The organism is Methylobacterium jeotgali (genome assembly GCF_022179345.1).
Classification (GTDB): Bacteria; Pseudomonadota; Alphaproteobacteria; order Rhizobiales; family Beijerinckiaceae; genus Methylobacterium; species Methylobacterium jeotgali.
Window position 1 is genome coordinate 12832 of record NZ_BPQR01000034.1, and the last position, 19742, is coordinate 32573.

Consider the following 19742-nt stretch of genomic DNA (forward strand, 5'->3'; position numbering starts at 1 on the left):
GGCGCGCGCCCTCGCGGCGCGGAGGAGCCGCGCCGGAGAGCGAGGCGCCGGCTGTCCGGTCCCCGCGATCGGTTGTCTGCTTGCCGCCGCAGCAGGCGCCTTCCGAATTCCCGGCGCGCCCTCGGCTTATTCCCTTCTGAGGGAAGCGGTGCCGGAAATCGGTGCTCCGCGGCACGCGGGCATCGGATCAGGCGGCGCGGGCCGTCTCCGCGGAGGGCGGGGCGTGGATCACGGGCACGGCCGGCGCGCCCTCCCACTCGCCATGGGCGGGGATCGACTCGCCCTTCATGACGATGGTGAGCGGGCGCAGCCGCGCGTAGTCGCCGACCCGCGTGTCGTAGAGCACGGTCGCGAAGGCGCCGACCGAGACGCCCTTCCCGACGACGACCCGGCCGACCTTCATGATGCGGTCCTCGTAGAGGTGGGTCTGAAGCGCCGAGGTGCGGTTGACGGTGGCGTAGTCGCCGATCTCGACGCAGTCGAACTCGGTGATGTCGGTGGTGAGCATGCATACGCCCTTGCCGACCTGCGTGCCGAGGAGGCGCAGCACCCAGGGCAGGAACGGCGTGCCGGTGAGATGCTCCAGGAGCACCTTGCCCGCGAGCCCCCAGTAGGCGACGGCGATGGCCTCGGTCCGCATCGCCCACCAGGACCACATCGGGCGCATGCCGGGCCTGTAGGCGCCCATGAGCAGCCATTTCAGGATGATCACCGCCGAGGTCTGGATGATCGCGATGCAGACGCTCACCGCCACGAAGCTCGCGGCGAGCCCGAGCCAGTCCTGGGCCAGGATCAGAGGATAGAAGACGAAGTCGATCGCGGTGATCGCGAGCGTGATGAAGAGCATCGGCGAGAACGAGGTCGAGAAGGCCTCGAACACGCCGCGGCGCAGCTTCGGCCCGAGACCGGGCTCGTAGGTCTGGGCGCTCGATCCGAGATCGACCATCTGGCGGGCTGGCAGCTTGATCGGCGGCGAGCCGAACCAGGTCTCGCCCGGCGCCATCATCTCGTTCGCCGGGGGCTTCGACTTGATGCCGATGAGCACGTCGTCGGGGATCGTCGCGCCCGGCGGCACCACGGCGTCGTTGCCGACGAAGACGCGGGCGCCCGTGCTCACCGGGTGCAGATGCATCCAGCCCCGGCGGATCTCCTCCTCGCCGTAGACGACCTCGTCGGCGATGAAGTTGCGGGCGCCGATGTCGGCGAGGTCGTAGCGGCCGCCGAGATTCGTGGAGATCTCGGCCCCCTGCCCCATCCGGGCGCCCATCAGCCGGTACCAGGCCCGCATGTAGACCGTGGCGAAGAGCGAGGAGAGGGTCTCCAGCGTCACCTCGGCGGCGAGTGCCACGAGCCATTTGCGCAGGTAGAAGCCCGACCAGATCGACCAAGTGCCCGAGCGGACCCGCGGCAGCGCCGCCCAGCGGATCGCGGCGATGAGCAGCACCGTGCCCGCCGTCATCAGCATGGCGGTCGGCCAGGTCAGCAGCGGCAGATACCAGTGGTAATCGATGTCGGTGACGTCGCCGAGCGAGTCGCTGATCTGGTCGAAGATGTAGAAGGCCGGAAAGATCGGCAGCAGGCCGATGGCGGGGATCGCGGCGAGCAGCAGCAGGTAGACGGCCATGAAGGCGGCCCGGCGCCGGGGCGAGGCGGTGGCGGGCTCCGGTAGCGCCGCGACGTCGACAGTGCCGACCCTACGTCCCGGCGAGCCGTCCCAGCGCTCGGCCGCGCCGACGCGGCTGCCGGCCGGGACCGTGGTGAGGTCGCCGATCTCGGCGTGGTCGCCGACGACCGCGCCGGCGCCGATCACGCAGGAGGTGCCGACCGCCGCGTCCGCGCCGATGCTCACGGGGGCGATGACGAGCTCGTTGCCGACCACCTCGGCGTTGGCGATGACGAGCCGGCCGCCGAGCGAGGCGCCGTCGCCGATGGTGAGGAGGTCCGGCGCGCCGACCTCGATGTCGGAGATGAGCACGTCGCGGCCGATCCGCGCGCCGACGAGGCGCAGATACGCGACGATGACCGGCGAGCCCTGCAGCCACTTGATGTGCACGAGCGGCGCCAGGCGCTGCGCCAGCCACCAGCGGAAATAGTAGACGCCCCAGAGCGGGTAGCGTCCGGGCCTCGCCCGGCCGAGGACGATCCACTTGCCCGCGATGGCCACGCAGGCGGTGACGATGTTGATGCCGATATAGACGAGCAGCAGCACCGCCATCTCGGCGAAGAAGCCGAGCGAGCCGCCGGTGAGCAGCAGGTAGGTCACGAAGATGCCAAGCCACTGCGAGGTGGCGAGCGCGATCACGAAGGGCAGCGCCACGGCCTGGGCCAGCCCGCAGAGGAAGCGGCGCAGGAGGGGGGGCGGCGCGAAGGAGAGGTCGCGCGCGGCCTGCTGGCTGCCCGCGCCGCCGGTGCGCAGGATCAGGGCGTCGGCGATCGCGCGGAAGTTGCGCAGGCCGTAGACGTCCTGGAGGGTGATCGCCGTGAGCGCCGGGGTCTCGCGCACCGCCGAGACGAAGCGGGCGGCGATCAGCGAGTGGCCGCCGAGATCGGTGAAGAAATCCGCCGTCAGCCCGAGGGGCTGGTTGCCGAACACCTGCTTGCCGGCGGCGAGCAGCGCCGCCTCGGTCTCGTTGGCGGGCGGCTCCTGCTCGCCCTCGCTCGCCGGCAGCGTCAGGGTGGCGGCGCGGAGCGCCTTGCGGTCGACCTTGCCGGAGGTGAGCCGCGGCAGGTGCTCGGCGGTCTCGAAATGGCCCGGCACCATGTAGGGGGGCATCTCGTCGGCGAGCGCCTTGCGCAGGGCGGTGCGGTCGAGATCGGCGCCGCGCTCGGGCACGAGGAAGGCGACGAGCCGGTCGACGCCGTCGTCCTTGCGCAGCACCACCGCCGCCTGGTTGACGCCGGGCCTGGCGCGGATGCGCGCCTCGATCTCGCCGAGCTCCACCCGGAAGCCGCGGATCTTGACCTGATCGTCGATGCGGCCGTGGAACAGGATGCGCCCGTCCCCGTCGAGGGAGACGGCGTCGCCCGAGCGGTAGAGGATCGGGTCGATGCCATCCGACGCGAATGGGTTGGCGACGAACTTCTCCGCGGTCAGCTCCGGCCGCTTCAGGTAGCCCGCGGCGACGCCGGGGCCGCCGATCAGCAGCTCGCCCTGCTCGCCGGGTCCGAGGAGGTTCAGGGCCTCGTCGGCGACGTAGACCGTGTAGTTCGGGATCGGTCCGCCGATAGTGACGGGCTCGCCCGGCCGCATCTCGGCGGCGGTGGCGACGACCGTCGCCTCGGTGGGGCCGTAGGTGTTGAAGAGCCGCCGCGCGCCCGTGGCCCAACGAGCCACGAGCGGCTCGGGCAGGGCCTCGCCGCCGAGCAGCACGAGGCGCACGCCCGGCAGGTCGCCGGTGATCATGGCGAGCAGCGTCGGCACCGTGTCGATGACGGTGCAGCCGCCCTCGGCGAGGATCGCCGGCAGCGACTCGACGTCGCCCATCATGGCGGGGCTCGCCACGAACAGCGTCGCGCCGACGAGGTAGGGGACCCAGATCTCCTCCATGGAGAGATCGAAGGCGACGGAGGCGCCCTGGAAGACCACGTCGTCGCCGGTCATGCCGTAGAGGGCGTTTCCCGAGCGCAGGAAGTGGCAGATGTTGGCGTGGCTGATGACGATGCCCTTCGGCACGCCCGTCGAGCCCGAGGTGTAGATCAGGTAGGCCGGATGCCCCGGCGTCAGGCCGGCGGCGCGGGCGTCGGCCTCCGGCGCGTCCGCCGGCACCCCGTCGAGAAGGGCTTTCAGCGTGAAGGCGGGGGCGGCGTCCGGCGCCTCGGGCCGCAGGGCCTCCGACACGAGGAGCGCCTTGGCCTCGGCATCGCCCAGGCAGACGCCGACGCGGTCCGACGGGGCCTCGGCGTCGAAGGGCAGCCAGGCGGCGCCGGACAGAGTGATGCCGACCTGTGCAACCAGAAGGTCGATTCCGCGCGCCATCCAAAGGCCGACCACGTCACCGGGGCCGATCCCGCGATGGACGAGCGCCCGGGCGATGGCACGGGCGCGCACGGCCATCGCGCCGTAGCTCAGACGCGCATGGCGCCCGTCCGCCCCGCGGGCGGCACCGTCGACCAGGGCGGGGTGCTCCGGCCTCGCGGCGGCGCTCGCGGAGAAGATCTCGCCGAGGACCTCGTCGCGCACCAGCTCCGGCCGGGCGGCCCCGCGCAGCACCGCGCGGCCCTTCCCGGCCATGCCCGCATCCTGCTCCCGCGCGGCCTCGGGCCGCGTGGACTCGGCGACGTCGCTCATCGGCTGCTCCGCTCCCGCGCCGCGCGCCCATCCGGCGGCGAACCCCGGGCCGTTCCTCGCGCGGGTCCTGACCCGCGATCATGCCGTTATCAGGGCGGGCCGTCCCGGCACCAGCCCTCGTTCATGCCGGGAATGCGCAGAGGGCGCCTATTCCGCCGGTCCTGAACCGCGCTTCCATGGGCTCAGGCCCAGCGCCACCCGTCCGTCTCGATCACCAGAACTTCGCCCTGGCGCACTCCGATGCGCGGCGCCGCGGAGGGATGGACGAGGCCCCGCGCCACGAGGAGACCGCGGGCGGTGCCGCCATGGGCGACGATGACGGTCGGGCCCGAAAGCTCGCGGACCGCCGCGCCGACCCGCTCGGCGAGCATGGCGTAGCTCTCGGCTCCGGGCCCGCGCGGCCGATAGCCCCAGCGGTCCCGGTCGCGGGCGAAGGCGCCGGACGGGTCCCAGCGGCGGATCTCGGCCCAGGTCGAGCCCTCCCAGGAGCCGAAGCCGAGCTCCGCGAAGCGCGGGTCGACGGCGTAGTCCTCCGGCGCCAGCCCGAGGGCGGCGCGCATCCGCTCCATCGTCCCGCGCGCCCTTTGCAGCGGGCTCGAGAGGAAGGCCGCCCCGGCCAGTCCTTCGCCGGCCGTCTCCCGCAGGCGCGCGGCCACGGCCACGGCCTGCTCGCCGCCGCGGGCGTTCAGCGGCACGTCGCGGCGGCCCTGAAGGCGTCCCTGCGCGTTCCAGTCGGTCTGCCCGTGGCGCACGAACCAGATCGTCGGGGGCTCGCTCATTCCGGGTCGGTCGTCATGCGCGGACAGGAACGGCTCGGTCTGGCCGGCTGTTTGGCACTCACGCTAAGCTCCGGAGACGCCGGCCGCGGGTCCGCGGCAGCGAGGGGAAAGAGTGTCGATGTCGAAGAAACACGGCAAGCGCGAGAAGGACCACGGCGCCGGGCGAAGCGACGCAACAGACTCGTCCGGCCGTCACCGGCAGCGGGCGCGGGACATGCCGCCCTCCTCCTCCCTGTGGGCGGCCGCGCTCGGCGAGACCGCGGAGAGCGGCGCGGAACTGATCGGCGCGCGCGTGCCGGTGTTCCCGGGACGCGCCGCCGCGGGCATCGTGACGGTGGAGCCGGGCTCGGCCTGCGATCTCTCGCGCATCGATCCCGATGCCGACGGCGGCCTGGACAAGGCCGCCGCCAAGGAGGCGCTCGCCGCCGAGAAGGCCCGCATCGTCGCTCTTCAGGAGCGGCTCTACGCGGAGCGCCGGCAGAGCCTGCTCGTGGTGCTCCAGGCGATCGACACCGGCGGCAAGGACGGCACCATCCGCGCGACGCTCGAAGGCGTGAACCCGCAGGGCTGCCGCGTCACGTCCTTCAAGGTGCCGAGCACCGAGGAGCTCGATCACGACTTCCTCTGGCGCTACCACAGGGCGACGCCGGGGCGCGGCATGATCGGCGTGTTCAACCGCAGCCATTACGAGGACGTGCTGGTGGTGCGGGTGAAGGAGCTCGTGCCCGAGGCGGTCTGGCGGGGCCGGTACGGGCTCATCAACGACTTCGAGCGCCTGCTCGCCGAGAACGGCACCGTCATCCTCAAGCTGTTCCTGCACATCTCGAAGGACGAGCAGAAGAAGCGGCTGGAGGCGCGCATCGCCGACCCGGAGAAGCACTGGAAGTTCGACCCGGCCGATCTCGTGGAGCGCAAGTCCTGGGACGCCTACCAGGAGGCCTTCCAGGACGCGCTCAGCCGCTGCTCCACCCCCTGCGCCCCGTGGCACGTGGTGCCGGGCAACCGCAAGTGGTTTCGCAACCTCGTCGTCGCCCGCACCGTCGCCGACACGCTGGAGGCGATGGACCCGAAGTTTCCAGAGGGCCGGCCGGGGATCGCCGGGCTGAAGGTGCCGGACTGAGGCGGCCGCCGTGACGCTCGCCGTCCACGAGATCGGCGCGGCGGGCTACCGCTCGCTGCGGCGGATCGCCCTGCCGGTCGGCCGGCTCTCGGTCTTCGTCGGCGGCAACGGCGTCGGCAAGACCAACCTCTACCGGGCCCTGGAGCTAATCCAGGCCGCCGCCCGCGGGACGCTCACCCGGGAGCTCGCCGCCGAGGGCGGCATGGATTCGGTGCTCTGGGCCGGGCGCCGCCGCCAGGGCGAGACCGCCCGCGTCCGGCTCTCGGTGGCGTTCCAGGACGATGCGACGGGCCAGGGCTTCGCCTACGAGGTCGAGGCGGGCCTCGTGCAGCAGGCCGGCGGCGTGACCTACGGCGCCGCCTTCCAACGGGAGCCTCAGGTGAAGGCCGAGCGGCTGACCGTTCAGGCCGGGCGCCGTCCGGTCGTGGCCTTGAGCCGGGACGGCCCGTCCGGCTTCGTGCGCGACGAGGAGGGCCGCAAGCGCCCCTTCGGCACCGACCTCCTCGCGACGGAGACCGCCCTCGCCTCCCTCCAGGACGCCGCGCGCTTCCCCGAGATCGAGATCGTCCGGCGGGCGATGGCCGGCTGGCGCTTCCACCACGACTTCCGCACGGATGCCGGCTCGCCCCTGCGGCGCCCTTGCCTCGCCGTCACCACGCCGACGCTGGCCTCGGACGGCTCCGACCTCGCGGCAGTCTTCGCCACGCTCGCCCATGTCCGTGGCGATACCGCGGAGCTCGACGCGGCGCTCGGCCACGCCTTCCCCGGCGCCCGGCTCGTGATCCCGCAGCCGGACCGGGAGGCGCGGTTCGGCGTGATCTTCCGGGACTACCCGCAGCGTGTCTTCGAGGCCCCGGAGCTGTCGGACGGGACCCTGCGCTACCTGGCGCTTGCCGGCGCGCTCCTCGCCTACCGGCTGCCACCCTTCGTCGCGCTCAACGAGCCCGAGACGAGCCTGCATCCCGACCTGATGGAGCCCCTGGCGCGGATGATCGCGCGGGCGGCCGAGCGCACGCAGGTCTGGCTCGTCACCCATTCCGAGCGCCTCGCTGCGATGATCGCGGAGCATGGCGGCGCGCGTCCCCGCATCGTGATCAAGCGCGAGGGCGAGACCTGGATCGAGGGCCTGCGCCTCGCCGGGTCGTTCGGCGAAGAGGACGAGGACGACGCGGAGTAGGCCGGCGGTCCGGCCCGCTCAGGCGAGCCCGGCGGCCTTGCGCAGCGCTGCGTTGATGCGGTCCTGCCAGCCCGGTCCGTCCTCCTGGAAGCGCTCCAGCACGTCGCGGTCGATGCGGAGGCTGACCGCCTCCCGTGCGTTCGGGATGGCGGGAGCCTTCGGGGCCGGCGCGGCCTCGACCGGCTTCGTGGTGGCGGACTTGAAGGCGGCCTCCGCGGCGTCGCGGGCGCTTCTCGGGGATCTCGACATGGTCCGGTCCTCGGCCCCGTTGTGGAGACGTGCGCGCCGTCAGTCCCGGTCGAGGGACAGGTCCGGCGCCTCGGGGTTCTTCATGCCGACGACGTGGTAGCCGGCGTCGACGTGGAGGATCTCGCCGGTCATGCCGCGGGACATGTCCGAGACGAGGTAGGCGGCGGTCTCGCCGACCTCCTCGATGGTCACGGTCCGGCGGAGCGGCGCGTTGTACTCGTTCCACTTGAGGATGTAGCGGAAGTCGCCGATGCCGGAGGCGGCGAGCGTCTTGATGGGGCCCGCCGAGATCGCGTTGACGCGGATCTTCGAGGGGCCGAGATCGGCGGCGAGGTAGCGCACGGAGGCCTCGAGCGCGGCCTTGGCCACGCCCATGACGTTGTAGTGCGGCATCCACTTCTCGGCGCCGTAATAGGTCAGCGTCAGCAGCGAGCCGCCGTTCGTCATCAGCTTCTCGGCCCGCTGCGCGATCGCTGTGAACGAGTAGCAGGAGATCAGCAGCGACTTGGTGAAGTTCGCCTCGCTCGTCTCGACGTAGCGGCCGGTCAACTCGTCCTTGTCGGAGAAGGCGATGCAGTGGACGACGAAGTCGAGCCCCTCGGGAAAGACCTCGGCCGTCCGCGCGAAGGCCGCATCGATCGAGGCCGGGTCGGTGACGTCGCAATGGCCGACGATGTGGGCCTCGAGCTCGCGGGCGAGCGGCTCGACGCGCTTCTTGAGGGCGTCGCCCTGGTAGGTGAAGGCGAGCTCGGCCCCGTGGGCGCGGGCGCTGCGGGCGATGCCCCAGGCGATCGAGCGGTTGTTGGCGACGCCGAGCACCAGGCCCCGTTTCCCGGCGAGCAGGCCGGAGGATCCCGCGCCGCCTTTGTCGTGAGCCGGACCTGGTTCCGCCATGCGTATCACCTGGGAGGGCGCCTCGGTGGCGCGTCTGCGCGGGATCTCGGAGGTCTCGGAAGAGAGAACCCCGCCCGCCAGCGGCATCCTTAGCGGACCGCCGCGGGCGACGGAAGGGCGGCCCGCCCCGGACGCGCGCTCAGGCGCCCTCGCCCCGCACCCCCTTCGCCCAGGCCGTCAGCGCGGCGTCCTCGCCCGCCGGCAGGGAGACCGCCGTCTTCGCGAGGAGGTCGCCGCGGCTGCCGTCCTTCCTGGGCAGGCCCTTGCCGCGCAGGCGGAAAGTGCGGCCGGAGCCTGTCATCGGCGGCACGCGCATCTCGACGGTGCCGGTCAGCGTGCCGACCCGCAGCGGGCCGCCGAGAACGGCGTCGGCAAGCGGCAGCTCGACCTCGGCGCGCAGGTCCGCGCCCTCGACGGTGAAGCGGGGGTGGGGAAGGATGCGGATGGTCAAGAGCGCGTCGCCGGGCTCGCCCCGCGCCGGGGCCGGGTGGCCGAGGCCGCGCAGGCGGATCGTCTGGCCGTCGACGACGCCCCGGGGCACCACCACGTCGACGTCCCGGCCGCCGGGAAGCGTCAGGCGCAGCTTCTCCTCGCCAGCGACCTGCTCGAGGGTGACGGACAGTTCGGCGGCGATGTCCTCGCCCCGCGCGGGCCCGCGCTGGAAGCCGCCGGCCCCTCCGCCTCCGGCGCCGCCTGCGCGAAAGGCCTCGCCGAACAGGGTCGAGAAGATGTCGTCGCCGATGCCGCCGCCGCCGGCGGGATGGGGCCCGCGGCCGCGGGCCATGTTCTCGAAGTCGAAGGCGTTGCCGCGGCCGCCGCCGAAGCCCGAGAATCCCTCGAAGCCGGTGGCGCGGGGCTTGCCGTCGTTGTCGATCTCGCCGCGGTCGAACTGGCCGCGCTTGTCGGCGTCGCCGAGGATCTCGTAGGCGGCGTTCGCCTCCGCGAAACGGTCCTTGGCCGCCGCGTCGTCCTTATTGCGGTCGGGATGGTGCGTCTTGGCGAGGCGGCGATAGGCCTTCTTGATGTCGGCCTCGCTCGCGCCTTTGGCCACGCCCAGAACGTCGTAGGGGTTGCGCATCGCTCGTCGTGAAATGGGGTTGGGCCGCGCCGGGGCGGCGGACAGGGCCTGGATGTGGAGCCTCTGTTGCGATTTTGCAACGGTGCTCGGCGCGAAAGTTTCGCCTCTTGAGCGCCCGCGTCAAGCGGTGCGTCCAAATCCCCTCGCCTCCCGATGGGCCGTCGACGTCCGCGCGGGCTCAACCCGTCTTCGAGCGGCGCAGCTTCTTCAGGGTCCAGGCACCGCCCGAGGGCTTGCAGCCGGTGCCGCGCACGAAGCGGCTGCCTTCCGGCGCGATCACGGTGGCGAGGAAGTCGCGGCAGATCTCGTCCTCGGCGACGTAGGGCAGGCCGGTGGGGTTCACGGAGCCGCGCAGGTTCGAATCCGGGTTGTCCCACTTCACCGGGCGGCCGTTGCCCTGCGGGTCGAGGGCGACGGCGAGCGCCGCGTGGGCGCGCCGCCAGTCCTCGTCGCCGAGGTCCGAGCCGAAGCTCGCCGGGCGCTTGCCGATGCTGCCGGTGACCACGGGCTCCGGGGCGAGCTTGGGCGCGGCCTCGGGCTCGCTCTGGAAGGTCAGGAGAATCTGGCTGCATCCGGAGCAGGCCAGCATCACCGGCAGCGCCAGGACGAGGCTTCCGAGCGTCGTTCCCGCGGTGCGGCCCTTCGCCTGGTGCATGCCGGCCCGGGCGCCTTGGACTTTACAGGGGCTGAGACGCATTACACCTGAACTCACGGGCCTTGAGGACGCTGCACGGACGTGCCCCCGACGTCGGTGCCCCCCGACCCGGTTGTCACAGGCGAGGATTCAAGCGTGGACCGGTTAACGATCGATGAGGCGGGCGCCGATGCCGGCCCGGATTTCACCCTGAATCCCGACCCTTGGGCCCTGTTCGCCGCCTGGATGGCCGAGGCCGAGCGCAGCGAGCCGAACGACCCGAACGCCATGTCGCTCGCCACGGCCGGCGCCGACGGCCTGCCCGACGTGCGCGTCGTGCTCCTGAAGGGCGTCGATTCGCGGGGTTTCGTCTTCTACACGAACGTGGACTCGGCCAAGGGCCGCGAGCTCGCCGAGAACCCCCAGGCGGCGATCGTCCTCCACTGGAAGAGCCTCGGCCGGCAGGTGCGCGCCCGCGGCGCCGTGACGCCGGTCTCGGAGGCCGAGGCCGACGCCTACTTCGCCAGCCGCCACCCGGAGAGCCGGCTCGGGGCCATCGCCAGCCGCCAGTCGCGGCCGCTGGCCGACCGGGCGACGCTGATGGCCGAGGTCGCCGAGGTCGCCGCCCGCGTCGGCGACGGGCCGATCCCGCGGCCGGCGAACTGGACGGGCTACCGGATCGTGCCCTCCACCATCGAGTTCTGGCGCAACGGCGACTTCCGGCTCCACGACCGGGTGCGCTTCACCCGCGACGGCGAGGGCTGGGCGCGCGCTCGCCTCTACCCATGACGCGGGACGGCCGGGCGCCGGCCGCGCTGGATTTCGCGAGGGCGTCCGCGTAGCGTATCGCGCCGCAGCGACGGCCCCCGCGGCGCTCCCGAGAGGTCGGCCTTGCCCACGAACGCCAACGACCGCCGACGCATCATGCTGCTGACCGGCGCGAGCCGGGGCATCGGCCACGCGACGGTGAAGCGGTTCTCGGCCGCGGGGTGGCGGGTCATCACCTGCTCGCGCCACGCCTTCCCCGAGAACTGCCCCTGGGAGATGGGACCCGAGGATCACCTGCAGGTCGATCTCGCCAGCGCCGAGGACACGCAGCGGGCGATCGTCGAGGTCGCCGGGCGGCTCGCCGCCGAGGGCGGTCTCCTGCACGCGCTGGTCAACAACGCCGGCATCTCGCCGAAGGGCGAGGCGGGCGCGCGGATGGGCGCGATCTCGACCCCGTTCGGCGACTGGCAGCGGGTGTTCCAGGTCAACTTCTTCGCGCCGATCCTGCTCGCACAGGGGCTGCGGGACGAGTTGACCCGCGCCAAGGGCTCGGTCGTCAACGTCACCTCGATCGCGGGCTCGCGGGTCCATCCCTTCGCGGGAGCGGCCTACGGCACCTCGAAATCGGCGCTCGCCGGCCTGACCCGCGAGATGGCCGCCGATTTCGGGCCGCTCGGCGTGCGCGTGAACGCCATCTCCCCCGGCGAGATCGACACCTCGATCCTCTCGCCCGGCACGGAGAAGCTCGTGGAGCAGATCCCGCAGCGGCGCCTCGGCACCCCGGACGAGGTCGCCAAGGCGATCTACTTCCTCTGCACGGAGGCTTCCTCCTACGTGAACGGCGCCGAGCTGCACATCAACGGCGGCCAGCATGTCTGACCGCATCCGGCGCCTCGCCGGTGCGCTCGCCCTTCTCTCGACGGTGACGCCGGCCGCCGCGGCCGACGGCGTCACGCTCCTCGACCTGCCCTTCCGCGCCACCGCACTGCGCGGGCCCGGCAGCGAGGTCGCGGTGGCCACCGCCACCTCCGGCCTGATTCCCTCCATGAAGCCGCGCCCGGCGACCGCGCCCGGCGAGGAGCCGGCGGAGGAGACGCCCGTCGCGGTGATCTGGGGCGAGGACGGCGCCGCGGCGCTCGGGCTCGTGGACGGCCTGGTCCGCAGCAAGGCGATCTCGCCAGAGGCGGTGCGGGAGCTCGTCGCCTCGGAGACGCCGCGCGGCGCGCTCTCCGGATCGCGGCGGGCGATCTCGGGGGGCTTGAGCGCTTATCTGAGCGGGCCGACCCGCGCTCTCGCGCCGGACGGCGTCACCAACGCCGCCGCCCTCACCGTGCGCGAGCGCCAGGCCATGGCCGTCACCACCGAGCCGAAGCCTGTGCCGGTGGCGAGCGCCACGGTGCCGGCCGGCGAAGGCGCGGTCTTCGCGCCGTTCCGGCCGCGGGCGCTGCGCCTCGACGGGGCGCCGGCCTTCCTCGCGACCGTCCTGCGCGGGGACGGCTCGGCGCTGGCCGTGGTCTCCCGCAAGGGCTCCGAGGCCTGGAACGTGACGGCGACCGGCGGGGCCATCAAGGGCGATCCGCTCCAGGTCGTCGCGGTGGCCCCCTTCGAGTCCGGCGGCCGCCCGGCGGCCGCGACCCTCAGCGGCGGCCTGCTCCGGCTCTGGCGCCTCTCCGGCGTGCCCTTCTCCCCGACTCAGGCACCGGGCTTCGCGAGTGAGGGTGCGGCCGATCCCGGCGACGCCGCGGCCCCGCTCGACATCGACGGCGACGGGGTGGCCGAGCTCGTCCTGCCCGTGGCCGACCGGAGCGCCGTGGCCCTCGTCTCCTTCGCCGACGGCACCGCGCGCGAGCGCGGCCGCGCGGCCTTGCCCTCCCCCGCGGGGTTCGGGCTCGCGGTGCTCGGCACCGGGCGGGAGGCCAGGGTCCTCGTTGGCCTCGCGGACGGGCGCGTCGCGCTGGTGCCCGCGGCCCTCCTCGCCGGAGGCAGGGCGCCGTGAGCGGGTCCGACGAGCGCCGCTTCCCCGCCCGGCCGATGGTCGGCGCCTCCATCGCCGTGATCCGCGACGGGCGGGTGCTGCTGGCGCAACGGGCGAACGAGCCCATGCGCGGCGTCTGGACGCTTCCCGGCGGCGTCGTGGAGGCGGGCGAGCGCCTCGCCGAGGCCGCCCTGCGGGAGCTGATGGAGGAGGTCGGGCTGACGGCGGAGGTCGTCGCCTGCCTCTCGCCCACCGAGATCATCGACCGCGACGGGGAGGCGCGCGTGCGCCACCACTACGTCGTGCTCCCGCACGCAGCCCTGTGGCGGGGCGGCGAGGCGGCCCCAGGGCCGGAAGCGCTCGCCGTCCGCTGGGCGAGCCTCGCGGAGGCCGCCGCGCTGCCGACCACGCCCGGTCTCGCCGGCACCCTGGCCGAGGCCTTCGCCGCCGTCGACGCGCGATCGAGGGCGCCGGAGCCGACCGCGTGAGGCCCCTCGTCCTGGCCCTGACGCTCCTCGCGCTCGCTGCCGCGCCGGCCGCCGCGCAGCAGCGGAACGGTGCCCGCACGCCCGCGAAGGCCCCGGAGAAGACCGAGGCCAAGCCGGAGGCGCCGGCCGCCGAGGTGGCCGCGCCCTACGACCGCGACCTGTTCCGCCTGGCCGAGGTGATCGGGGCGATGGCGTTCCTGCGCGGCCTCTGCAACGCGCCGGATGCGCCCCAGTGGTCGGCCAAGATGAAGGCCCTCGTCGATGCCGAGGGCGTCTCGCCGGGCCGCCGCGACCGGCTGGCGGGCGCCTACAATCGCGGCTATCGCGGCTTCGCCCTCACCTACCGGATCTGCACGCCCGCGGCCGGCGAGGCGGCGGGTCTCTACGCGGCGGAAGGCGAGCGCCTCTCGAAGGCGCTGGCGGGCCGGTTCGGCGGCTGATGCATTCCGGCAACGGGACGCGGGCATGTCGGAATTCCGCGGTATTCGAGCCCCCGCGTTAACCTCCGCTCAATTCCTGGCTGGCCCGACGATCCGTGGCCGCCTATCATCCGCCCGTCCCGCCGTGGCCTTCGCCCCGGCGCACAGGATCGCGGACCCATGCACCACGCTGCCGACACCGTCCCCTTCGAGTCCGACGTCGACGAGAAGCGCGCCGCGCTGAGCTACGTCTCGGAGGCGTTCGCCGAAGGCTGTCTCGACGGGCTCGACGGCGACTGCATGGCCCAGGCCGCCCTGTTCGCGGCCTTCCAGGAACTCGTCGCGAGCTACGGCGAGGAGGCCACCGCCCGCTACGCCGAGGGCCTGCCCGAGCGCATCCGCGGCGGCGGGTTCACGACGGGGCTGCAGCACTAGTTTGGAGCTATGTGTGGCGCACGCCTTTTAAGGGTGCACGCTGTGCAAAGGCCCTATACGATTGGAGCATGTCTAATCCAGCTCGAAGGCTCTCGGGAGCGATTGGATATGACCCACAGCCTATGATTGTGTCATCGCTCAATGACGCCGGGATGCGCTGATATTTTTGGACCACGCGTGTTAGGTCGGCCTTTTTGGATACTACCTTATCAAAGCTGATATTATATTTTTCTCTTAGGAAAGTTAATTTGTCTCTCATTAAAATTAAAATGGAGTTTCCATAACTATAAGCCTCTTGATCAGAAGGTATGTGCCCTTGATGCACAACTTTATTCCTAAACGACACTTGGGCGCTTGATAAAATTTGAGCTGGACTTCCCAGTGTTAAGGCATGAATAAGTGCATACGCGCCTATCTGTCGTTCAGATGACGACTTAACCGACTTCCATGCTTCCAAAAATTGTGCCTCGTCACGGCCGCTTTCGACATACATTACTTGTATAAAAAATTCATAGAATCTTTCTAAGGCAGAGGTAAAAGTTACGACGGCCTCTCTGAAATAGCCGTCTAAATAGGCTAATGATGCAATCTGAAACAAAACCTCAAATTTCTCTTTCTGAACTACTATGAGATTCTCATGACCATGATCACAAGTAAATTCATATATCAATTCCTCGTTATATGATAGTTTATAGAGCCTCCAATTACCAGAAGCTACTAAGGCATGCATATTTTTGCTGCATTCCAGACATGGGCAAAAGCATATCATTTGCTTGGTTCATTATCTTTTATCTGAAGCAGAAAGCGTCTCCTCGAACACGACCGGCTCGCCCTGCGACGGGTCGCTGAGCGCGCCCTCCCACATCACCCGCCGTCCCCGGACCAGCGTGCCGACCGGCCAGCCGGTGACGGTGACGCCGTCATAGGGCGTCCAGCCGCATTTCGAGGCGATCCATTCGTTGCGGATGGTCACGCGGCGCTTCAGATCGACCACGGTGACGTCGGCGTCGTAGCCCGCCGAGAGCCGACCCTTGCGGGCGATGCCGAACAGGCGCTTCGGGCCGGCGCTGGTGAGATCGACGAAGCGCGCGAGCGAGAGCCGGCCCGCGTTCACGTGGTCGAGCATCATCGGCACCAGCGTCTGCACGCCGGTCATGCCCGAGGGCGAGTCGGGATAGGGCTTGGCCTTCTCCGCGAGCGTGTGGGGCGCGTGGTCCGAGCCGAGGATGTCGGCGACGCCCTGGGTCAGCCCCCGCCAGATGCCCGCGCGATGGCCGCCCCCGCGCACGGGCGGGTTCATCTGCACGAGGGTGCCGAGGCGCGCATAGGCCTCGTCGCCGTCCAGCGTCAGGTGGTGTGGCGTCACCTCGACGCTCGCCACGTCCTTGTGATCGGCGAGATACACCATCTCCTCGGCGGTGGAGATGTGCAGGATGTGGATGCGCGCGCCCGTCTCCCGCGCCAGCGCCACGAGGCGCTGCGTCGCCTTCAGCGCCGCCTCCGGCGAGCGCCAGACCGAGTGCGAGGACGGATCACCCGGCACCCGCAGGCCCCGGCGCTCGCGCAGCATCGGCTCGTCCTCGGCGTGGAAGGCCGCCCGGCGGCGGATGTTCTTGAGGATCGCGCGCACGCCCGCGTCGTCCTCCACCAGCAGCGAGCCCGTCGAGGAGCCGACGAAGACCTTGATGCCCGCCGCCCCCGGCAGCCGCTCGAGCCGCGCGAGTTCGCCCGCGTTCTCGTGGGTGCCGCCGACCCAGAAGGCGAAGTCGCAGTGCATGCGATGGCGGGCGCGGGCGATCTTGTCGGCGAGCGCGGCCTCGGTGACGGTCTGCGGATCGGTGTTCGGCATCTCGAAGACGGCGGTCACGCCGCCCATCACCGCCGCGCGCGAGCCCGATTCGAGGTCCTCCTTGTGGTCGAGGCCGGGCTCGCGGAAATGCACCTGCGTATCGATGACGCCGGGCAGGAGATGAAGGCCGCGGCAGTCCTGCCGCTCGGTGGTATCCGCGTTCGAAAGATCGCCGATCTCCGCGACGCGGCCCGCCCGGATGCCGAGGTCGGCCGCATGCGCGCCGTCATGGTTCACGATGGTGCCGCCGGAGAGGACGAGGTCGAAGGGCTCTGCCATCGGGGGCTCCGGCGCGGTTGAGGCTGGTTGCCGGCGGGCTTATGTCAGCCTCTCGCCGGGCGCAACGCCGCCCGCGCATCCACCCGGAGTGCCGCGATGCCCGTCGCCCTGCTACCCGACCGCGCGATCGTCACCGTGACCGGGGAGGAGGCGGAGAACTTCCTGCAAGGCGTGGTCACCTGCAACGTCGCGACCCTGCCGGAGGGCGAGGCCCGGCTCGGCGCGCTGCTGACGCCCCAGGGCAAGATCCAGTTCGACTTCCTCGTCTCGCGGATCGAGGGTGGCTTTCGCCTCGACACCCTCGCCGAGCGCGCCGCCGACCTCGCCAAGCGCCTCTCCCTCTACCGGCTGCGGGCCAAGGTCGCGATCGCCGCCGACCCCACCGTCGCGGTCGCCGCCGCCTGGGACGGCGCGCAGACGACCGCCGAGACCGCCCGCGCCCGCGACGGTCGCTTGGGCGAACTCGGGGAGCGCTTCTACGCGAGCGAGGGCGCCTTCTCCGCGGATGCCACCGAGGCGGACTACCACGCCCACCGCATCGGCCTCGGCGTGCCGGAGGGCGGGCGCGACTTCGCCTTCGCGGATGCCTTTCCCCATGAGGCGCTGATGGACCAGCTCGGCGGCGTCGACTTCCGCAAGGGCTGCTATGTCGGCCAGGAGGTGGTCTCGCGGATGCAGCACCGGGGCACCGCCCGCACCCGCATCGTGCCCGTCCTCTACACGGACGGTCCGGCCCCGGAGCCCGGCACCGAGGTCACCGCCGGTCAGAAGAGCCTCGGCGCCACCGGGAGCGCCGCCGGGAACCGGGGCCTCGCGACGCTGCGCCTCGACCGGCTCGCCGACGCGCTGGCGGTCGGCGAGCCCCTGCGCGCGGGCGGCAGCGCGCTCGGCGTCGAGCGGCCCGCCTTCGCGACCTTCGCATTCCCCGAGGCGGCCACCGCCGCCGGCTGAGGGTGCAACGGTGCGAACTGCACTAGATGACGGATCGATGGCCCCGGAACCCCAAACGACCGGCCTCGTCCACCACCCGGACGGCTGCGCCCGCTGCTGGTGGGCCGGGCTCGACCCGCTCTACGTCGCCTATCACGACACCGAGTGGGGCGTGCCGGAATACGATTCCCGCGCCCTCTACGAGAAGCTGATCCTCGACGGCTTCCAGGCGGGGCTCTCGTGGATCACCATCCTGCGTCGCCGGGAGGGGTTTCGGAGCGCCTTCGCCGGGTTCGATCCGGAGCGGATCGCGCGCTTCACCGAGGCCGATATCGAGCGGCTGATGGCCGACACCGGCATCATCCGTAACCGCGCCAAGATCGTCGGCGCCGTCAACGGCGCCCGCGCCTTTCTGCGCATCGAGGAGAGCGGCCCCGGCTTCTCGCGCTTCCTCTGGGATCTGGCCGGCGGCGCGCCCGCGCAGCCCCGGCCGCAATCCCGCGCCGACATCCCGACCGAGACCGAGGTCTCGCGGGCGATGGGCCGGGCGCTGAAGGCCGAGGGTTTCAGCTTCTGCGGGCCGACCATCGTCTACGCCTTCATGCAGGCGGTCGGCATGGTCAACGACCACCTCGCCGGCTGCCACCGGCACGCGCCCTGCGCCGCGCTGGCGAAGCCAGCCCCATGAGGCGCCTGCCATGAGCGGCCGCGCCTGGCAACGGATGCTCTCGGGGCGCCGGCTCGACCTTCTCGACCCCTCCCCCCTCGACATCGAGATCGCCGACATCGCCCACGGGCTCGCCCGCGTCGCCCGCTGGAACGGGCAGACGGCGGGGCCGCACGTGTTCTCGGTGGCGCAGCACTCGCTCCTCGTGGAGGCGGTGGGCGGGCGGCTGGAGCCCGACCTCGGACCCGCACAGCGCCTGGAGCTCCTGCTCCACGACGCGCCCGAGTACGTGATCGGCGACATCATCTCGCCGCTCAAGGCCGCGATCGGCGACTCCTACCGGGGCGTCGAGCGGCGGCTGCTCGCCAGCATCCGCCGCCGCTTCGGCGTGCCCGCCCCCGGCGCGCCGCTGGCGAAGCTCGTGAAGCGGGCCGACCGCATCGCCGCCCATGTCGAGGCGACGCGGCTCGCGGGCTTTTCGGAGAGGGAGGCGGCGCGCTACTTCGGGCCGCCGCTCTGGCTGCCGGAGGAGGTGACGGCGCTCGCCGAGCCCTGGCCGACGGCCGAGGCCGAGGCGCGCTTCCTCGACCGCTTCCGGGCGCTCTGCCCGCTCTGATCGAGCCGCCGATGCCGCGCATCCATGTCTGCCCTCTGTCGCGCCTGCCCGAGGCGCTCGCCGCGAGCGGCGCCGGGGACCTCCTCAGCCTCATCGGGGCCGGGGTCGAACTGGAGCGGCCGGAGGGCATCGCGCCGGAGCGCCACCGGATCGTGCGGGTCAACGACCTGACCGCTGCCCTCGACGGGCACGTCCTGCCGGCGGAAGAGCACGTCGCCGCGATCCTCGCCTTCGCCCGCGGCTGGGACCGGGAGCGGCCGCTCTTGATGCACTGCTACGCCGGCATTAGCCGCTCGACGGCGGCCGCGTACATCGCCGCCTGCGCACTGATGCCGGAGCGGGACGAGGACGAACTCGCGCAGGCGCTCCGCGCCGCCTCGCCCTCCGCCACGCCGAACGCGCTGCTCGTCGCGATCGCCGACGGGATGCTCGGGCGGGAAGGACGGATGAGCGCCGCCATCGCTGCGATCGGGCGCGGCGCCGAGGCCTTCGAGGGCGAGCACTTCCATCTTTCGGTGACCTAACGCGCAGGGATTCCTGTGGCCGAGAGACCCGGCCGTGGGCGGCGCATCCCCGGCGGAGGCGCCCGAGGGTTGTCCCGCGGGCACGGCCCGAACTAGAACCGTCCTCAACAGGGATGCCAGGGATGATGCAGGACCGCCCGCAGGCGGCGGGCGAGGAGCCCGTCCGCAACGCCGCCGAGATGCCCTTCGAGGCGGCGCTCGCCGAGCTCGAGGACATCGTGCGCAAGCTCGAGCAGGGCGACGTGCCGCTCGAGGATTCGATCGCCATCTACGAGCGCGGCGAGGCGCTGAAGCGCCGCTGCGACGGCCTCCTCGACGCCGCCGAGAAGCGCATCCGCCGCATCGCCGCCGGCCCCGACGGCAAGGCCGCCGATGGCGGTCCCCTCGACGTCGATTAGCGGCGCCGCCATGCGTGCCGCATCGTTCCGATCCGCAGCATGGGGCCGTTCGGGCCCCGTGCGCGTTCCCGTTTCCGCCCGCGGCGCCGATGCCGCCGGCCGCCGAGGATGAGTCCCGTGTCCACGGAAAACACTGCCCTTCTCGATCGTATCCGCGTTCCCTCTGATCTCCGTC

21 protein-coding genes are annotated in these 19742 nt (G+C 71.8%); 13 read left to right on the forward strand and 8 right to left on the reverse strand.

Annotated elements, in window-relative coordinates:
* Positions 1 to 187: 187 nt before the first annotated feature.
* Together MFF04_RS10360 and MFF04_RS10365 are read right to left on the reverse strand one after the other, a co-directional pair.
* Complete coding sequence (locus MFF04_RS10360) at positions 188 to 4288, reverse strand: Pls/PosA family non-ribosomal peptide synthetase (RefSeq protein WP_238275607.1); 4101 nt, start codon at positions 4286 to 4288, stop codon at positions 188 to 190.
* Between the two features lie 182 nt (positions 4289 to 4470).
* Positions 4471 to 5067, reverse strand: coding sequence for a histidine phosphatase family protein (locus MFF04_RS10365; protein ID WP_238275608.1), 597 nt, complete (start codon positions 5065 to 5067; stop codon positions 4471 to 4473).
* A 118-nt stretch (positions 5068 to 5185) separates the two neighbouring features.
* Here MFF04_RS10365 and MFF04_RS10370 point away from each other — a divergent pair, with 118 nt between their 5' ends.
* Together MFF04_RS10370 and MFF04_RS10375 are read left to right on the forward strand one after the other, a co-directional pair.
* Positions 5186 to 6187, forward strand: coding sequence for a polyphosphate kinase 2 family protein (locus tag MFF04_RS10370; RefSeq protein WP_238275609.1), 1002 nt, complete (start codon positions 5186 to 5188; stop codon positions 6185 to 6187).
* 10 nt (positions 6188 to 6197) lie between these two features.
* Positions 6198 to 7364, forward strand: a complete 1167-nt coding sequence (locus MFF04_RS10375) for an AAA family ATPase (RefSeq protein WP_238275610.1) — start codon at positions 6198 to 6200, stop codon at positions 7362 to 7364.
* A gap of 18 nt (positions 7365 to 7382) precedes the next feature.
* Here MFF04_RS10375 and MFF04_RS10380 read toward each other — a convergent pair whose 3' ends face one another.
* The 4 genes from MFF04_RS10380 to MFF04_RS10395 form a co-directional block, all read right to left on the reverse strand.
* Complete coding sequence (locus MFF04_RS10380) at positions 7383 to 7613, reverse strand: BrnA antitoxin family protein (RefSeq protein ID WP_238275611.1); 231 nt, start codon at positions 7611 to 7613, stop codon at positions 7383 to 7385.
* Between the two features lie 39 nt (positions 7614 to 7652).
* A complete protein-coding gene (gene fabI, locus MFF04_RS10385) occupies positions 7653 to 8507 on the reverse strand; it encodes an enoyl-ACP reductase FabI (protein WP_238275613.1) in 855 nt (284 codons plus the stop codon).
* Positions 8508 to 8646: 139 nt separating this feature from the next.
* The gene (locus MFF04_RS10390) at positions 8647 to 9585 is read right to left on the reverse strand and encodes a DnaJ C-terminal domain-containing protein (protein WP_238275615.1); all 939 of its coding nucleotides are present in this window, start codon (positions 9583 to 9585) and stop codon (positions 8647 to 8649) included.
* A gap of 178 nt (positions 9586 to 9763) precedes the next feature.
* A complete protein-coding gene (locus MFF04_RS10395; protein ID WP_373320004.1) occupies positions 9764 to 10282 on the reverse strand; it encodes an RT0821/Lpp0805 family surface protein in 519 nt (172 codons plus the stop codon).
* A 93-nt stretch (positions 10283 to 10375) separates the two neighbouring features.
* On the opposite strand from MFF04_RS10395, the gene pdxH reads away from it, so the two are divergent.
* The 6 genes from pdxH to MFF04_RS10425 all read left to right on the forward strand — a co-directional run bounded on the left by pdxH (position 10376) and on the right by MFF04_RS10425 (position 14304).
* Entirely contained in the window at positions 10376 to 11008 is a 633-nt protein-coding gene (gene pdxH / locus MFF04_RS10400) for a pyridoxamine 5'-phosphate oxidase (protein ID WP_373320005.1), read from the forward strand.
* A 135-nt stretch (positions 11009 to 11143) separates the two neighbouring features.
* On the forward strand, positions 11144 to 11866 hold the full coding sequence (locus tag MFF04_RS10405; protein ID WP_238275646.1) for an SDR family NAD(P)-dependent oxidoreductase: 723 nt from the start codon (positions 11144 to 11146) through the stop codon (positions 11864 to 11866).
* Positions 11859 to 12983, forward strand: coding sequence for a hypothetical protein (locus tag MFF04_RS10410; protein ID WP_238275617.1), 1125 nt, complete (start codon positions 11859 to 11861; stop codon positions 12981 to 12983). The genes MFF04_RS10405 and MFF04_RS10410 overlap by 8 nt, the downstream gene beginning before the upstream one ends.
* Before the next feature lie 35 nt (positions 12984 to 13018).
* On the forward strand, positions 13019 to 13450 hold the full coding sequence (locus tag MFF04_RS10415; RefSeq protein ID WP_238275648.1) for an NUDIX hydrolase: 432 nt from the start codon (positions 13019 to 13021) through the stop codon (positions 13448 to 13450).
* Positions 13447 to 13890 carry a TIGR02301 family protein gene (locus tag MFF04_RS10420; RefSeq protein WP_238275619.1) on the forward strand — a complete coding sequence of 148 codons (444 nt, stop codon included), beginning with the start codon at positions 13447 to 13449 and terminating at the stop codon, positions 13888 to 13890. Before MFF04_RS10415 ends, MFF04_RS10420 begins: the two co-directional genes overlap by 4 nt.
* A 159-nt stretch (positions 13891 to 14049) precedes the next feature.
* Positions 14050 to 14304, forward strand: coding sequence for a hypothetical protein (locus MFF04_RS10425; protein ID WP_238275621.1), 255 nt, complete (start codon positions 14050 to 14052; stop codon positions 14302 to 14304).
* Positions 14305 to 14311: 7 nt separating this feature from the next.
* Here MFF04_RS10425 and MFF04_RS10430 read toward each other — a convergent pair whose 3' ends face one another.
* A complete protein-coding gene (locus MFF04_RS10430; protein WP_238275631.1) occupies positions 14312 to 15034 on the reverse strand; it encodes a hypothetical protein in 723 nt (240 codons plus the stop codon).
* Positions 15035 to 15085: 51 nt separating this feature from the next.
* Positions 15086 to 16432, reverse strand: a complete 1347-nt coding sequence (locus MFF04_RS10435; RefSeq protein ID WP_238275633.1) for a dihydroorotase — start codon at positions 16430 to 16432, stop codon at positions 15086 to 15088.
* A 96-nt stretch (positions 16433 to 16528) separates the two neighbouring features.
* Here MFF04_RS10435 and ygfZ point away from each other — a divergent pair, with 96 nt between their 5' ends.
* The 5 genes from ygfZ to MFF04_RS10460 all read left to right on the forward strand — a co-directional run bounded on the left by ygfZ (position 16529) and on the right by MFF04_RS10460 (position 19567).
* Positions 16529 to 17383, forward strand: coding sequence for a CAF17-like 4Fe-4S cluster assembly/insertion protein YgfZ (gene ygfZ, locus MFF04_RS10440; protein WP_238275634.1), 855 nt, complete (start codon positions 16529 to 16531; stop codon positions 17381 to 17383).
* Positions 17384 to 17420: 37 nt separating this feature from the next.
* Positions 17421 to 18050 (forward strand): DNA-3-methyladenine glycosylase I, encoded by a 630-nt coding sequence (locus tag MFF04_RS10445; RefSeq protein ID WP_238275636.1) that lies wholly within the window; start codon positions 17421 to 17423, stop codon positions 18048 to 18050.
* Between the two features lie 10 nt (positions 18051 to 18060).
* Positions 18061 to 18645 (forward strand): HD domain-containing protein, encoded by a 585-nt coding sequence (locus MFF04_RS10450; RefSeq protein ID WP_373320006.1) that lies wholly within the window; start codon positions 18061 to 18063, stop codon positions 18643 to 18645.
* A gap of 11 nt (positions 18646 to 18656) precedes the next feature.
* On the forward strand, positions 18657 to 19169 hold the full coding sequence (locus MFF04_RS10455) for a tyrosine phosphatase family protein (protein WP_238275638.1): 513 nt from the start codon (positions 18657 to 18659) through the stop codon (positions 19167 to 19169).
* A 122-nt stretch (positions 19170 to 19291) separates the two neighbouring features.
* The gene (locus MFF04_RS10460) at positions 19292 to 19567 is read left to right on the forward strand and encodes an exodeoxyribonuclease VII small subunit (protein WP_238275640.1); all 276 of its coding nucleotides are present in this window, start codon (positions 19292 to 19294) and stop codon (positions 19565 to 19567) included.
* Positions 19568 to 19742: the final 175 nt, after the last annotated feature.

Coding starts and splice junctions, on each gene's coding strand:
- MFF04_RS10360 (WP_238275607.1), bottom strand. CDS start 4,288: ATGAGCGACGTCGCCGAGTCCACGCGGCCCGAGGCCGCGCGGGAGCAG.
- MFF04_RS10365 (WP_238275608.1), bottom strand. CDS start 5,067: ATGAGCGAGCCCCCGACGATCTGGTTCGTGCGCCACGGGCAGACCGAC.
- MFF04_RS10370 (WP_238275609.1), top strand. CDS start 5,186: ATGTCGAAGAAACACGGCAAGCGCGAGAAGGACCACGGCGCCGGGCGA.
- MFF04_RS10380 (WP_238275611.1), bottom strand. CDS start 7,613: ATGTCGAGATCCCCGAGAAGCGCCCGCGACGCCGCGGAGGCCGCCTTC.
- fabI (WP_238275613.1), bottom strand. CDS start 8,507: ATGGCGGAACCAGGTCCGGCTCACGACAAAGGCGGCGCGGGATCCTCC.
- MFF04_RS10390 (WP_238275615.1), bottom strand. CDS start 9,585: ATGCGCAACCCCTACGACGTTCTGGGCGTGGCCAAAGGCGCGAGCGAG.
- MFF04_RS10395 (WP_373320004.1), bottom strand. CDS start 10,282: ATGCGTCTCAGCCCCTGTAAAGTCCAAGGCGCCCGGGCCGGCATGCAC.
- MFF04_RS10405 (WP_238275646.1), top strand. CDS start 11,144: ATGCTGCTGACCGGCGCGAGCCGGGGCATCGGCCACGCGACGGTGAAG.
- MFF04_RS10410 (WP_238275617.1), top strand. CDS start 11,859: ATGTCTGACCGCATCCGGCGCCTCGCCGGTGCGCTCGCCCTTCTCTCG.
- MFF04_RS10415 (WP_238275648.1), top strand. CDS start 13,019: ATGGTCGGCGCCTCCATCGCCGTGATCCGCGACGGGCGGGTGCTGCTG.
- MFF04_RS10425 (WP_238275621.1), top strand. CDS start 14,050: ATGCACCACGCTGCCGACACCGTCCCCTTCGAGTCCGACGTCGACGAG.
- MFF04_RS10430 (WP_238275631.1), bottom strand. CDS start 15,034: ATGCATGCCTTAGTAGCTTCTGGTAATTGGAGGCTCTATAAACTATCA.
- MFF04_RS10435 (WP_238275633.1), bottom strand. CDS start 16,432: ATGGCAGAGCCCTTCGACCTCGTCCTCTCCGGCGGCACCATCGTGAAC.
- ygfZ (WP_238275634.1), top strand. CDS start 16,529: ATGCCCGTCGCCCTGCTACCCGACCGCGCGATCGTCACCGTGACCGGG.
- MFF04_RS10445 (WP_238275636.1), top strand. CDS start 17,421: ATGGCCCCGGAACCCCAAACGACCGGCCTCGTCCACCACCCGGACGGC.
- MFF04_RS10450 (WP_373320006.1), top strand. CDS start 18,061: ATGAGCGGCCGCGCCTGGCAACGGATGCTCTCGGGGCGCCGGCTCGAC.
- MFF04_RS10455 (WP_238275638.1), top strand. CDS start 18,657: ATGCCGCGCATCCATGTCTGCCCTCTGTCGCGCCTGCCCGAGGCGCTC.
- MFF04_RS10460 (WP_238275640.1), top strand. CDS start 19,292: ATGATGCAGGACCGCCCGCAGGCGGCGGGCGAGGAGCCCGTCCGCAAC.